Annotated in this window: 14 protein-coding genes; 1 reads left to right on the forward strand and 13 read right to left on the reverse strand. The window is 36.5% G+C overall.

Features of this window, described 5'->3' with window-relative positions:
* Positions 1–169: 169 nt before the first annotated feature.
* The 10 genes from EZV73_RS08420 to EZV73_RS08465 all read right to left on the reverse strand — a co-directional run bounded on the left by EZV73_RS08420 (position 170) and on the right by EZV73_RS08465 (position 10,297).
* Entirely contained in the window at positions 170–955 is a 786-nt protein-coding gene (locus EZV73_RS08420) for a phosphotransferase family protein (protein ID WP_240839820.1), read from the reverse strand.
* Positions 930–2,174: an MFS transporter gene (locus tag EZV73_RS08425; RefSeq protein ID WP_240839821.1), complete on the reverse strand. Its 1,245-nt coding sequence runs from the start codon at positions 2,172–2,174 to the stop codon at positions 930–932. The genes EZV73_RS08420 and EZV73_RS08425 overlap by 26 nt, the downstream gene beginning before the upstream one ends.
* Positions 2,175–2,753: 579 nt before the next feature.
* Complete coding sequence (locus tag EZV73_RS08430) at positions 2,754–3,632, reverse strand: ADP-ribosylglycohydrolase family protein (RefSeq protein ID WP_240839822.1); 879 nt, start codon at positions 3,630–3,632, stop codon at positions 2,754–2,756.
* A 40-nt stretch (positions 3,633–3,672) separates the two neighbouring features.
* Entirely contained in the window at positions 3,673–5,094 is a 1,422-nt protein-coding gene (locus EZV73_RS08435; RefSeq protein ID WP_240839823.1) for a stalk domain-containing protein, read from the reverse strand.
* Positions 5,095–5,096: 2 nt separating this feature from the next.
* Positions 5,097–5,654 carry an HD domain-containing protein gene (locus tag EZV73_RS08440; RefSeq protein ID WP_240839824.1) on the reverse strand — a complete coding sequence of 186 codons (558 nt, stop codon included), beginning with the start codon at positions 5,652–5,654 and terminating at the stop codon, positions 5,097–5,099.
* Positions 5,655–5,721: 67 nt separating this feature from the next.
* Positions 5,722–6,585, reverse strand: coding sequence for a hypothetical protein (locus EZV73_RS08445; RefSeq protein ID WP_240839825.1), 864 nt, complete (start codon positions 6,583–6,585; stop codon positions 5,722–5,724).
* 66 nt (positions 6,586–6,651) lie between these two features.
* Positions 6,652–7,761: an HD-GYP domain-containing protein gene (locus EZV73_RS08450; RefSeq protein WP_240839826.1), complete on the reverse strand. Its 1,110-nt coding sequence runs from the start codon at positions 7,759–7,761 to the stop codon at positions 6,652–6,654.
* Positions 7,762–7,824: 63 nt separating this feature from the next.
* Complete coding sequence (locus EZV73_RS08455; RefSeq protein WP_240839827.1) at positions 7,825–8,217, reverse strand: bacteriohemerythrin; 393 nt, start codon at positions 8,215–8,217, stop codon at positions 7,825–7,827.
* Between the two features lie 56 nt (positions 8,218–8,273).
* Positions 8,274–8,843, reverse strand: a complete 570-nt coding sequence (locus EZV73_RS08460) for a GrpB family protein (RefSeq protein WP_240839828.1) — start codon at positions 8,841–8,843, stop codon at positions 8,274–8,276.
* The gene (locus EZV73_RS08465; protein ID WP_240839829.1) at positions 8,840–10,297 is read right to left on the reverse strand and encodes an amidase family protein; all 1,458 of its coding nucleotides are present in this window, start codon (positions 10,295–10,297) and stop codon (positions 8,840–8,842) included. Before EZV73_RS08465 ends, EZV73_RS08460 begins: the two co-directional genes overlap by 4 nt.
* A 99-nt stretch (positions 10,298–10,396) precedes the next feature.
* Here EZV73_RS08465 and EZV73_RS08470 point away from each other — a divergent pair, with 99 nt between their 5' ends.
* A complete protein-coding gene (locus tag EZV73_RS08470; RefSeq protein ID WP_240839830.1) occupies positions 10,397–11,701 on the forward strand; it encodes a diguanylate cyclase in 1,305 nt (434 codons plus the stop codon).
* Positions 11,702–11,898: 197 nt separating this feature from the next.
* Here EZV73_RS08470 and glpK read toward each other — a convergent pair whose 3' ends face one another.
* From glpK to EZV73_RS08485, 3 genes are read right to left on the reverse strand one after another with little or no spacing between them, the layout of a single operon-like run.
* Positions 11,899–13,398 carry a glycerol kinase GlpK gene (gene glpK / locus EZV73_RS08475; protein ID WP_240839831.1) on the reverse strand — a complete coding sequence of 500 codons (1,500 nt, stop codon included), beginning with the start codon at positions 13,396–13,398 and terminating at the stop codon, positions 11,899–11,901.
* 9 nt (positions 13,399–13,407) lie between these two features.
* Positions 13,408–13,956 carry a glycerol-3-phosphate responsive antiterminator gene (locus EZV73_RS08480; protein ID WP_240839832.1) on the reverse strand — a complete coding sequence of 183 codons (549 nt, stop codon included), beginning with the start codon at positions 13,954–13,956 and terminating at the stop codon, positions 13,408–13,410.
* A 9-nt stretch (positions 13,957–13,965) separates the two neighbouring features.
* Positions 13,966–15,327, reverse strand: coding sequence for an aldehyde dehydrogenase (locus EZV73_RS08485; RefSeq protein ID WP_240839833.1), 1,362 nt, complete (start codon positions 15,325–15,327; stop codon positions 13,966–13,968).
* Positions 15,328–15,329 lie beyond the last annotated feature (2 nt).

The following is a 15,329-nucleotide window of genomic DNA, read 5'->3' on the forward strand; positions in this document are numbered from 1 at the left end:
TTATAGAAGTTATGTGCACTTTCGAAACAGAATACTCATCACACAAGGAATGCTAAAACTAAAAGCGGTTTAAGACTATTAGCCCTAAACCGCAATTACATTTAAATTTGTGAATTACTCTCCACCAACACTATTTGACAAAGAGCCTAAAAAAAGAGCTAGCACTACGCTAGCTTCTGATTACATTTAACAACCAATCTCTTTCTATGTCATGTCCTACGTTCAGTCTTGTTACAGCCATAAGCTTATAAAACTGGTCATAAGCCTCTTTATCAAAGTTACCAAATGATGCATAGTAATCTAGATAAACCTCAACAAACTTGAGTCTAAGCTGTTTGATCTGAGTCTGGAGTTCATCTTTTGCACCCTCAATAAATCTAGGCACAGACATAATGATTACTGCCTTGGCAACGTCTGACATTGGATGACCGGTAAAGGCTTCTGAAAAGCCAGTAACATGTTCTGAATGATTCACAATTACATGGTTTAAATGGTAATTACCATGACAAAAGGTTTGTCCATGTGGTAGACCTTCTAATGACATTAAAAAGCCCGCTTTTTCCTCATCTGTTAAATAGTCGCAGTCTTCTACTTGTTCTTCCAAATAGGCGTCCTGTGAAAGTAAGTCGTCTATTTCTAACTTATGAAGGTCAGCGTGTACTTTTGCTAGTGACTTTGCAATATCATCCAGTCTTTGTGGATCATCTTCTAAAGAATAAAGCAGTGTTATACCCTCAACTTTTTCATACACAATACCGTAAGCATCATCTATTTCTAGAAGGTCTATTGCTTTTACAGAAGGTATATAAACCTGATTGATTTTGCTGGTGATTTCATATTCTTTAACCACACGCTTAAGCGGTATATCTGGATCAAAAACTTTAAGATAAGCTTCTTCACCGTACTCGAAAACTTGATATCCAAATTGCTTATCCAGTAACTCTCCCAGTTTCATCTTCTAATCGCTCCTTTTTACCATGCATACAAATCACAGATATAAAACTTAATACTGCTGATACTAAAACAAGTATCATAGCAGTCTTATAAACCTCTTCAGCTAACATATTTGTAAGGCTTAATCTCTTAATCAAATACCCCATAGAAAGACTGATTAAACCTGAACCTACGAATTCACCTATATTAACGATTGATATAGCAATACCTGTATATTTAAGTGGGTTGACCTCTTTAACATTTGAAAAGACAAGAATGTGGCAGATAATCAAAATTCCCATGATAAAGAAAATGACTGGCCACTGTCCGATAGGTGGTTGTCCCTTATAAATTAAAAGTACATATGCCCAAATGGTTAAATAACCACCTGAAGCAAATAATAGTATTTTCTTGATTTCTCCGCCTAGATAGTCTGATAACTTCCCTACTATAGGTGCGCCTACTATAAAGCCGTATGTAATAAATGATAAGTAATAAGCTGCTTTTTCATTAGTGATATGATAGACATTTTTCATATAGCCATTACCCCATAAGCCGAGTACGGCAGTTAATGAGCCAACGAAGAAAACCATAATGAAAAAGTCTGGATATACTTTTTTATTGGTAAGAACAAACTTAACAGCTTCTTTAACATTGATTTTTTCACGTTTGTAGGTATCATGACCTTCTCTAACAAACACATAGATTGCTATAGATAAAAAGCCTGTTAGTATACCTAGTATAATAAAGGTCTGTCTCCAGCCAAGATTTAAAGCCAGATAAGTCAGTGGTATGGTTGCAAAGAATGCACCAAAGTTACCAAATAAAGATGTTAAGCCTGATAATGTGGAATACATGTTGGCTGGAAATAAAGTGGCTTGCAGTTTCATGATCGATACGATGATGGTTGCTGTACCTATACCCACCATAAGTCTTGCTAGATAAGAAAGTGCGATAACATCCGATAGGCCAAATAGAATAGAACCTAAGGCCGTTATAGCCATACCAGCTGTACAAAGCTTTCTTACACCGATGGTGTCAACCATGATACCAACCGGTAACTGCATAAGCGCATAGCCGTAAAATGTCATAGCTGTAAGATTGGCTATCTGCACACTATCAAGTTTTAAATCGCTGATTAAAAAATCTGATACTGATCCTATTGCCAATCTGTGAAAGAAAACAATCACAAAGCCAAATACCAGTATGCCCCAAGATAAATATTTATGTTCCTTTTTCATAGCCATCCTTCTTTTTTCGTCGTTTCTTATTAGTCTCTACTCTATTATACCCATAAATGAAAAATTGTCACCTAGTACTTAAAAGTATGGGGTTAACCCCATACATGGCCAAAGCCTTGAAACGAACGTTTTCCTAAAGAGTCAGACTAGTTGTAAAATTCTTTTTAAGACATTTAGATTTTACTATTGACTTAGACCTATACTCTCAATAAAAAATATGAAAAAAAATTAAAAAAAGCTATTGATGTGGCTTGCACCCAACATCATATACTGATATCAGTTAAAAGATGAAAGGAGAAAATAAATGTTAAAGAAATTATTCAGAAGAAACAAGAAAAACACAAAGCCAACATTTATGACAGTAGACTTAAATAGATTTGGTGTAAAATTCTAGGAGGCTTTTATGAAGAAGTTAAGAAGAAAAAACAGATTATATCCGGATAACAGAAAAGAAGCTGCAAGAGCAGAATACGAATTAAAGATCCAAAGATACTTAATGTATTTAAATTAATCCATTCGTTCAATTGGTTCTTTGAATCATGAACATAAGAGACTCAGCACAATGTGCTGAGTCCTTTTTTATTTCTGAAGTAAACTCTCTAAAGTTTTCAGCTGATTCATACCAGCCAGCCAATTAACAGGAATTTCTTTTTCACCATGGTAAGCACCAAGTATACCACCTATGACCATGCCTCTTGCAGCAGAGTCACCACCTGCCATTACATTTTCAATCAAAGCTTCACTGAAATGATCCTGATACTTCATTATAAAGTATAGCACTGCCGGAAAGGCATTGTTAGAATCACATGATTGTCCAAACTGTTTAATAGCCTGAGTCGCTGGATAAGAAAGCATGCTCTTTGCCTTTTCTATGTCATCGTAGATTTGCTTCGATGCATCCTTTTTTAGGGCTTTTATGGCATCAGTTGGTTCATCACCTTTAAGCACTTGGTATAATAGCTTGGCTAAGAAAGTCGACCTATCTAAAAGAACCGGATCCTGATGAGTCAGCTTGGTCAGTAGTACAGCCTGGTCTATCCCCACCTGTACTTGTTTTTGATTTAAATAAATGATACCAGGAAAACGGACAAAGCCTCCTAGCTCTCCTGAGTTAGAACCTTTTGTCATACCATTTTTAAGATTCATCAAGGTCTCTTTGGTCGCATGATCCTTATAGCCCTTGTAATGAATCATATAGTTTTCATAGAAGTCATAAAACTCCTGGTCTTCAATTCTTCTGTTAAGCTTTAAATATTGAAGCACCATTAAGGCTTGGTCGCCGTAATGGGTATAATCACCTTTTACTTTTCCATCGTGGTATATAGCTTCAGGTGCTGTCAAATCTGAGATTCGACCAAATTTCTTTTTAATGTCATCTACATTGTAGATCCAGTGTGCGCCTAATGCTAAAGCATCACCAACAAATGCACCTAGGACCATACCTCTAAATTTTGTCATATTACACCTCCGTTAGATATATACCAAAAAAACAGCAAGGTCAATCAAGAGACTTGCTGTTTTCTATAATCTTTTCCCAAATTCTCAAATTATAGGTTTCTTTTTCTTCACTAAAGGTCTGACTTGGTAAGTTACCAATCTGCCATAGTGATAATCCACCTAAATCATAATCATAAATCAACTTAAGCTTGGCTTGTAGACTGCTTTCGTTTTCATACCAAATTGTATTAACAAGACCGTCGGCCTGATAATGAACATAAGGCAATTGAGCCGTTTCCTTAAAGAAGAAATCCTTGTTATCAATAAGCTTCATACGCTCTATGAGTTTTTCATAATCCGGTGTATACCTAGTTACCTCATAGATTGTATTACCCTGCCACTGTACTACTGCAAGATTAAACTGTAAGAGAATCTTATCTCTTTGCCATGTAGGAATGTTCTCTAAAATTTTATCTAAATCTTCTTTTATATCTTCAATGGATGCTGTCTCTTGGTTAACATAGCTTTGATTAAGATTGACAACCACATCTAACTTAGATTCATAATCATGTAACATCAAAATCATATGGTCAACCAGTGGCAACATGTCTTCATAGGCATAATCTCTTGGTTGTAAAGCCACATCAATACTTATATAAGGCAGAGCCTCTCTCAACTGTTCAACAAAGATGATATAGTCACCAAAGTTCTCACTAGACATACCTTCAAAGTCTAAAACCACGCCATCAAACTCTGGTTCATCAGATGCCGGTGAGGCAATTTTAGTCTTAATACTTTGAATCAAACCCTGAGTATTTGTAAAGACTTGGTCATAAGGACCATTCGAATAAATATTTAAAAGCTTATGCCCCTCTATATCTGTTACCAGTTCATGACCAGTTGGATAAAACATTTTATTGTTGTTTACAGATGTTGTATTCAGTATTGCCTGACCATTGTCTATCTGAAGTTGGGCCCATGCATATGAAACCTGATCAACCTTATCTAAGTCTTGTTTGATTTCATTAAAGTTATTATAGGAACCCGAACCATAATAAACATTGATATAGTCAAGTTTTTCATTAATAGAAACAGTCCTTGTTTCACCATTCCATAAAACATCTGAACCTATAATCTTAGCCAGTACAGCTACAGGGACATAAGTACGGTCATTAATGATTTGTGGTATCACATCAGAATAATAGGCCTGGCCATTTAAAGTAATATCATGTTCACCTATGGTAAGTAAAATCTCATTTGACCCTCTGTTCATTTTTACCTGTCTGGTTTCTTCAAGCCATTCAACCTTGTAACCCAGGGTATCTAGTAAAAACTTAATCGGGACCATGGTACGGTCTTCAACAATTAGTGGTGCTTGTTCAAAGACCTTCTCTTCACCATTTACTTCAATATGGATATCTTCACCAAATGATACTTGACCAAATGATAAGAACAACATTAAACCTATGATTATTTTTCTCATACTTATTCCTCAAACAGTTCTAAATAAAATTCTTCGTATCGTTTCAATAAATCATGATTATGAAAAGGTTTGTGCTGACTAAAGGTTTTTAGTAGCTCACCATAATACCATTTTTGTTTGTCATAACCTCTTGAGAAAAACTGCCATAACCTATCACCTACAAGCTTGTACTGCTCAGTCATGCTGTAAATGTTATGAAGTTTATCAACAAGAAGTATCCACTTGGCTTCTTCATCTAATCTATGAAACTTTTCTATGGTATGACGTTTTCTCTCTTCCCATGGCTGTGACTGATCTTTTTCAGTACAAGCCATGACCAGATCGTAAACCCTCTGACCATAACGTTCTTTTAACTCAGCTTCTGTCATGCTGGTATCTTCTATTGTATCATGTAATAAGGCTGCTATAACCATTTCTTCACTAAATTTACCATCTATTAATAAAACCGCTAAGGAGATAGGATGGGCTGCATATGGAATATCAGTCCCCTTTCTTTTCTGGTGTCTATGATAGACGAGTGTGTCATTTAGTGCTTTTTGAACATTATTTGATAGTATCATAAGACCTCCTCTTTATTAATTCGCGCTATCTTATAGATTCCCTTTTTTTACAAAAAAAATCACGATTCTAGTGAATCGTGATAAACTTCATCATATTGTTTTTATCAATCAAGATACAGTGTTCTTGAAAAATATCATTTTCACTATAAACTTTCTTTGAATATACCAAGACTTCCACATGATCGATAATGGTATCTACTGTCACTTCATAATACTGGTCTTTCAGCTCAACTGAAACAACTTTACCAATCAGAGAATAAGGACAACCAATCCCCCTATCAATGACCATCAACCTGTTAATGTCTATGTCTTTTGACAAGATTTCAACTTCTGATAAGGTAAAGTCATCATAAACCTTGTTCAGTGTGTTAAAGGCCTCAAGTGGTTCAGAAGACCAATCATAAGACTCTAAAGTCTGTAAATCTTGATTCATCTCTTGGAATACGCCATAAGTCTCTTCATCCACTTGCAGGTCATAGGATATATGAACGTCTCTGATACTACCTTCTAAAGCTCTTATCTTTACTAGGTTAGAAAATCTCTGTTCATTAAAATCTATGATCTGGTGTGACTTGTTGATGTGATAAACCATCACTTGACCATTGATATCAATCTCTACTTGATTGACACCTTGAGTAAACAACTCAACCGATCTGATATTTTCAGACTTAACCAGTTGAAAAGATAACCACTCATCGGTTTCAAGACCGGTCTCCATATCCCAGTCAATCAATGCTTCTGAAGGATAATCACTCAACATACCATAAGTCGGCATCAGTTCATCATGTATATAAAAAGATGTCTTTTCTTCAATTTTTTCAGGCATAGCTTTTAAAGTGGCTTGTAAATGCTCTGTTTCCTCAATTGGAGAAACACTTTGCGAACAACCCACCAAAAATGTTGCCATTAATACGATAACCCATTTCCTCATAAATACTCCCTTTAATCTATTTTATCATAAAAGTAGTATCATAGTATACAAAAAGAACACCCAAATCTACAATTTGTAGTGTTCCTTAATGATCTCTGTTGCCACAGTTTTTTCTATAAACAAGGTACGTTCTTCTTGAAGGTCAATATGACTTACATTCATATTGCCTAAATTATCTTCAAAGACTCTTATTTCAGGACGTGTAGGTGAAAACTTATTATAGTTCACTACCAGTCCAAACCTACCGTCATCTAGTTTAACACCAGATCCTGGTGGATAAACACAGATATTTTTAGTAAACATCTGAAGGATAACTGGATCTAACTTAAAGACAGATTCGGCCATCAGAATATCTAAGACCTCATAAACTGGCATAGATTTCTTATAGGCTCTAGTTGACGACATAGCATCAAACATATCACAGATGGTCACAATTCTTACGAAATCAGGTATTTCTGTTTCCTTAAGACCCAGTGGATAACCTGAACCATCTCTTTTTTCATGGTGAAGCCTTACTATCTGCTTGGTATAACCAGATAAACTGATATCATCCTTAATAGCATCATAACCATAGATGACATGATTATGTACCTCTTTCATTTCTTGATCTGTTAAAGGTTCAATTTTTTGAATCAGATTGTCCTTTACAGCAGCCTTACCAATATCATGTAACAAGGCACCCATGGCTATGTGTTTGGTCAGTTCATAGTCATATGAGAGTGACTTACAAGTGAGTATTGAAAGAACGGCTACATTGACACAGTGTTTATAGGTATACATATCTGCACCTAAAAGCTCTACAACCGTATAAAGGGCCCCTTCATTTTCCTCGAGGGCTTCAATGAGTTCTTTGATGATATCACCAACAAGAGCTAAATCTTCTTCTCTGATCATTGTCGGTACACCAGAATCCTGTTTAGTGATATTGTTCATGATATGTTTAACTGATCTAACAGAATGAATCATCTGCTCATCACTGATAACATTTTTTACTTCTATACCTTCAGACAGTTGATCTTCTATGTAGACAATAAAGACATCACTTTCTATTAACTTATCAATTAAAGAAGGTGTTAACTGTACATTTCTACCTAGAAGCAATCTGCCTTCGTTGTCATATACATCTTTTGCTAGATATTTATTATGTAATTTATGAGATACATTAACAACTCGCATTTGTGCCTCCATTTGATGTGTTTCTATTATAATTATAACAAAAAAAACTTGAGATTCCTCAAGTTAATTTAATAATTCACTGTATTTAACATCTTCATCAAGAATATGACTGGTTAACCAATTCATTAAAAAACGATGGATTTCTATAACCGTTTTTTCATTCTTATTACTGATGACTTCTTGAGTAGATTTTAAAATTTGTTTTTTGAAGCTATCGTGGTAATCTTTATGTTTTTGATATTCAGTGTAATTAGACTTTAGTAGGATATCTTCTTCTGTCCTAAAATGCAGCGTTGCATAGGCTGACATCTTATTTAATATTTCTTCAATATTCTCTAAACCTTGACCATTGATGATATAGGTATTCAAATCGTTAATAATAGCAAATAGCATACGATGCTGTACATCTATGAGTTCATTATTAACCGAATATTTTGTCGTCCATTTGAATTCCATGACTGCCTCCATTTACACACAAGATTAGATTACCTAAATGGAGGCCAAATGTCAAGTTACTCATTCATTTTTGTTATTTCATCAACTTCTTCAGGTGTAAACTCACAAGCACTGAGTACCCTGGTTATAAAAGGTGTTTTCTCTTTGACATACATATCAATATCATGAGGATATTTATGAGCAAGTGCCAGTTTCAACTCGCTGTACTCTTTAACTGCATCTTCATGAGCCATTAAATAGTCTTTCAAGGTCATATGATTTTTAAATGCTAGAGAATCTTCATATACCACATACAGGTGATGGGCTGGCCATTTAGAATGATGTTCATACATCAATGGCACATCTTCAATAGATCTTTTAAAGGCATGTCTACCTGGAATACCAAGTTCGCCTTGATGGATATACCCCAGTTCCTCTAAAGCGTCAATAAGCTTTAAAACTTCTTCTTTAGTTGTAACAACAATGTCGATATCAATAATCGGTTTAGCCGCTAAACCTGGTACTGAAGTAGAGCCCACATGTTCAATTCTTAGCTCCATATCAATGTGAGTTTCATAAGCTGCTTTTAGTTCATTAAAAGCGTGCGCCCATTTGGGATTGTAATTTTCCACTACGATTTTTCTCATGTAAGCCTCCTTGGATTTTTTCTAGTAATGCACTTTTCAAATGCATATGACAGTTCTAGTAGTTTTATATCTTCGTGTGCACTTGCTATAAAGGTGATACCGACAGGCTCTCCACTTGCCCTATAACTTGCTGGGAGGCAAATGGCCGGATAGCCAGCTGGTGCATAAACCGATGTAGAGTAATTACTTAAGGTCATAAGTATATCGACATCTTCTAAAGCTTTATCAAGACTTTGTCTTGTAAAATTTCTATTTTGCTCGGTTTGACTGTTTATTTCATCAGGATCAAAGTACTCTAAGTATGCCTGTTTGATGATTTCATGATTAAAGGGTGCCAAAGCATCCATATCCTTTTGGTTAAATTTAATGACGTCACCTAGATTCTTTATGTCAGTCTTAAGTCCTTGTAAAAAAGATTTTACCCCCAGTCTAAACTCGTACTTTAAAATGTCATAAACCTTGGTGTCAAAGGCCCTGTCATCCAGTTTTATTTCTTTGACCTCAGCACCAATGCTTTCTAAATGCCTAATGGCCTCATTGATGATAAGGTCATCACCTTCTCTATAATAGGTTGTCACCTCATTATTAACGATAAGCCCTACCTTCTTATTCTTAAAGGCCCTTTCATTAAATACGGGCTTTCTTAGTTGAATCATGGTCATACACTTAAGGAGTTCATAAATCTCTTTAACAGACCTTGCCATTGGACCTGCCGTGTCATGACTCTTTGAAATGGGTATGATCTTATCCTGAGAGATAAGGCCCAGTGTCGGTTTTAAACCAACAATGCCGTTTTGACTAGCAGGATATATGATAGAACCTGCTGTTTCAGTACCAATGGCTAGAGGTGCTAGTTGACTGGCAACAGCTACAGCTGAACCAGAACTTGAACCACCAACATCAAAGGACCCATAAGGATTCATGGTTTGTCCACCTAATGCTGAATAGCCATTAGATGATTCTGTGGACATAAAGTTTGCCCATTCAGATAAGTTGGCTTTGCCTAGGATAATGGCACCCGCTTCCTTTAAAAGTCTTATAATTTCTGCATCCTCTGTTTGAAGGTTTTCTAGTGCGACAGCCCCACCCGTTGTCGGCATGTCCTTAGTAGAGATGTTGTCCTTTACAAGTACGGGGATACCATAAAGAAGGCTGTGCTTGTCATCGTATACCTTCTGACGTGCCTCATTGACAGCATGCTTGTTGATACAAATCAAAGCATTTAAATCCTGATTATCATGAATGCGATTAAGATAGAACTTAAGGATTTCTTCGTAGGTAAGCTCGCCTTTTTTGACCCTGTTCTGCAGAGAAAACAAGGTCTCGTCAAGGAGGTCCTTATCTAATTTATAATCAGTTGATTCTAGTTTCACTTGGTAAGAGGTCATTTTCTTCTGGCGTATTTGCTTGATCACTTGTCCTTTTAAATAATCGTCGTTGTTAAAATCACTCATACTTGCCCTCCTAGTAACCCTATACCCTTTTTTTAAGCTTTATCACTTATGTGAATAAGCTTTTTATAAAATGGTATATATAAAATAGGAGCGTGAATTATGAATATAAATCAAAAGAACAAGGGAAAAATCTTAGCCATTTTATTTGGCGTTCTTATCTTTTCAGTTTTGCTCATCATAGAAATTCTTATTTACAACAGCGTCATGACTGAAAAAAGAAACAATCTAGCAGAAAAATACATTGTTATAGAAGACCGTGTATCAGGTGTTATTGATACCAACTTCAATATTCTTAGAGGCTTTTCTGCATATATTCAAACGACTGATGAGCTAACAGGAGAAAACATCTATACCTTCTTAGACCTTTTATTTGAAGGGTCCAATACCTTTATTAGAAACATCGGTATCATCGAAGACACGACCATTGTATGGAACTATCCATATGAGACCAATCAGGCTGCTATAGGCGTTGACCTAGCTGAGATACCTGGTCAAAGAGAAGATGTTCTCCAAGTAAAAAATGAGGGTGTAACCATTCTAACTGGGCCTGTAGACCTGGTACAGGGCGGCAATGCTTATATCATTAGAATGCCTATTAGAAGAAATGATGCATACTTTGGTCAAATCTCTATTGTCGTTGACGGAGACAAGTTTACTGGCTTTTTAGATGAAACAGCTGAAATCAACAAGGTCAGCTTTATGATCAAATCCAATGGCAGGACCATTTACGATAAGAATTATGCTGGTCATAATGATGACATGGTTTTTACACTAAAAAATGAAATCTTTAAATGGACCATCTATCTGCAACCTGAAGGCGGTTGGGCACTTAGTAATTCTTGGTTCATCCTGTTACCATTTGTCTTTCTTTTGGTATCCATACTCGGATCATTTAAAGTCTTTTCAATTTATATAGACAACCAAACCAATATTCATAATGCCAACCACGATCCATTAACAGGCTTATACAACCGTCACTATCTTTATAAGTATGCTGAAAGTATCTTTAATATTGCTAAGATCAACCAATACAAGATTGGTATCATTGTCATAGATATTGACCACTTCAAAAAGTACAACGATACCTATGGTCATAAAACTGGTGATGAAATTCTTATTAATTTTTCTAATAAGATAAAAAATGACCTTAGAAAAGGTCAAGAGATCTTTAGAATCGGTGGTGATGAATTTATCATCATATTAGAAAACATCAATGATCTAGACTTGCTTGAAGGCATTGCGGAAAGAATTAAAAACTCTGTAAAGGACTACCCTATCGTCGCCAGCTCAAATATCAGAATTTCTATATCAGCAGGTGTGGCCATGTACCCGGATGACGGCGTTGACCTAGATGTACTTTACAACTTTGCAGATCAAAATATGTACAAAGACAAAGAAGAATAAGGTCATCTTATTCTTTTTGTAATTATTTCAAATTTGCTATTGATTTAATTTAGTAAGTATACTATAATAGTATCATAAAAGATTTCCTTATAGCCCACTAATATTAAGTCCTTACTTAATATAACACTATATTAATACAACCAAATTTATTACAATCCCAGAAAAAAAGCTCGAAAGAGCTTTTTTTCATGTTTGTCTTATTCATCCTCTTCCCATGACATGGCCCTTTTAACAGCCTTCTGCCACTTGGAGTATCTTCTTTCTTTTTCTTCAAAGGCCATACTCGGTGTAAACTCTCTACCAATTTGATGGTTTGAAATCAAATCTTCTTTTGAAGTCCAGTAGCCTACTGCAAGACCAGCCAAATAAGCAGCCCCTAAAGCTGTGGTTTCCGTCACCTCAGGTCTAACCACTTTTTTACCGATGATATCTGATTGAAACTGCATCAAGAAATTATTCTTAACAGCACCACCATCTACTGCAATGGTCTTAATGGCTAAATCGGCATCACTTCCCATAGCATCCATAACATCTCTTGATTGATAAGCGATCGACTCAAGTGTTGCTCGAATGATATGATTCTTATTGGCCCCTCTTGTTAAGCCAACAATGGCACCTCTAGCATACATATCCCAATAAGGCGCTCCCAAGCCTGCAAAAGCAGGTACCACATATACACCGTTTGTATCGTCTACTTTACTGGCAAAATACTCACTGTCATCTGCATCGTGAATCAAACGCATTTCGTCCCTTAACCACTGGATACTGGCACCACCAATAAATATAGAACCCTCTAAAGCATAAGTCACTTGACCATCCATGCCCCAGGCAATGGTTGTCAGAAGACCGTTTTTAGAATGAATCAGGTTGTCACCAGTGTTCATTAGAACGAAACAGCCTGTCCCATAAGTATTTTTAACATCACCCTTTTCAAAACACGTCTGTCCAAATAGAGCCGCCTGTTGGTCACCTGCTACCCCAGCAATCGGAATCAAGGCCCCACCAAAGGTTTGTTCATCGGTTGTGCCATAAATCTCACTAGAGGCCTTTACATCTGGCATCATTGATTTTGGAATATCTAAGGCTTCTAAAAGCTTGTCGTCCCACTGAAGTGTTTTAATATTAAAGACCATGGTACGTGAGGCATTGGTATAGTCCGTTACATGAACTTTCCCCCTTGTTAGGTTCCAAATCAACCAAGTATCGATGGTACCAAATAAGAGGTCGCCTCTTTCGGCTCTTTCTCTAGCCCCTTCAACGTTATCTAAAATCCATTTGATCTTAGTGCCTGAAAAATAGGCGTCACACACAAGTCCTGTTGTTTCTTTTATGTAATCTTCCAAGCCTTTTCTTTTTAAGTCATCTACAATTTCTGCTGTTCTTCTACACTGCCATACAATGGCATTATAAACCGGCTTTCCGGTATGTCTGTCCCATACAACAGTGGTCTCTCTTTGATTGGTGATACCAATGGCCGCAATTTGATCCGGTCTGATGCCTGCTGTCTCAAGTACCTCTCTAGCCACTCCCGATTGTGAACCCCAAATGGCCATTGGATCATGTTCTACCCAACCTGGCTTTGGATATATTTGTGCAAATTCCTTTTGGGCAACTTCAATGATTGCACCCTTGTGATCAAAGATGATTGCTCGTGAACTGGTTGTTCCTTGATCAAATGATAAGATATACTTGTCCATTTCTTCCCCCTATAATGTCCATAGTTCTTCTAAGCTCGTCGATACACCAATCGCACCAATCTTTAAGCTGTTAATGACATCCTCTTTATCCATAATCAAGCCACCTGTAATCACAGGTATCTTGGTTTCTTCTGTCAGTTCTTTTGTTGCCTTATAAACAACGCCTGGTAATACTTCTATGGCATCTGGCTGGCTTTTCTTAATGGATTTGATGCCTGACTTGAGATTCTTCCTATCTAATAAGAATAGCCTCTGTATAGCAAATAATCCTAGGTCTTTTGCCTTTGTAATCAACCGACTATGGGTTGTAATGATGCCGTCAGGACCAAGAGATTTAACAAACCTTAGTCCTGCTTCATCGGCCTTAATGCCATGTATCAAGTCCATGTGCACATAGACTTTCTTCCCAATAGCTTTGATACTATCTATCTGATGACTCAGTTCAGAAATATCTCCATCCAATATAAAGAAGATGGAACAAGGTGCTGAAGATACATCCCTTGATGTATCAATAGCGCCTATTATAGGATGGTCCATCAATGCTTCATAAAAATCCATCGTCACTCCTTATTTCATGATTTTTTTAACCAACTTTACCTTGTCCTTATAAGGTGGAAATGCAATGGCAAGGTCAATTAAATTACTTTTCTTGATAAGGCTTCTTCTATGAGAAAATGTCTCAAAGCTATACCTGCCATGATAAGCCCCCATACCAGAATGGCCTACGCCACCAAATGGTAGATAAGGTGAAGTGATGTGGGTGATGGTATCGTTGATGGCCATGCCACCCGATGAAGTCTTTTGTAAGACTTTCTTTTCAATAGACTTCTTAGTCGTAAATAAATAGAGGGCCAGTGGTTTTGGTCTAGAGTTAATTTGGAATATGACATCATCTAAATCAGAATAGGTCATAATCGGCAAAATTGGACCAAAAATTTCATCTGCCATAATTGGTTCATCCCAAGTGACATTATCTATAACAGTCGGTTCAATGTACTTATCTTCTATATCGCTATCACCGCCGATAATCACATCTCCTTGAATCATTTCAGTTAATCTATTAAAGTGTTTTTCTGATACAACACGACCATAGTCTGGGCTTTCTTTAGGATCCGCCCCGTAAAAAGCTAGTAGATGCTTCTTTAAAGCAACTTTAAACTTATCTGCAACCTTTTCATGAACATAAACATAATCTGGTGCAATACATGTCTGACCTGCATTTAAAAACTTGCCCCATGCAATACGTTTTGCTGCAATATTTATATTGGCTGACTTATCGACAATGGTCGGACTTTTACCGCCAAGTTCAAGTGTTACAGGTACTAAGTTCTTTGAAGCGGCTTCCATAACCACCTTACCTACATTCACAGAACCAGTAAAAAACATATAGTCAAATGGACTGTTTATCAACTCAGTAGTGATCTCTCTACCACCGGTTACAATAGAGATAAACTGGTCATCAAAGGTTTCTTGAATCATTTTAACAATAACCGCCTCAGTATGTGGTGTATCGCTTGAAGGCTTTAATATAGCCGTATTACCTGCTGCTATCGCACCAATAAGCGGCTCTATAAGAAGCTGGAAAGGATAATTAAAGGGACCGATGATTAGAACTGAACCATAAGGCTCATAGGTTAAATAACCCTTTGATCCAAACTGATGAAGGGGCACCTTCTTGTTTTCATGTCGTAGCCATTTCTTCAATCGTTTCATTGTAAAGGTTATGGATTCTAATACAAAACCCACCTCATGTGTATATGCCTCAAATGCAGGCTTTCTTAGATCCTTATAAAGGGCATCTATGATATCAAGCTCGTATTTTTTTATGGCGTCTCTAAGCTTTTGTAGTTGTCCCATCCTAAAACGGACAGACTGGGTATGCCCTTCGTGATAATACATCTTTTGATTCTCTAATAGTGTTCTTACCATAA

This window comes from Acidaminobacter sp. JC074, from assembly GCF_022496765.1.
Classification (GTDB): Bacteria; Bacillota; Clostridia; order Peptostreptococcales; family Acidaminobacteraceae; genus JABXKX01.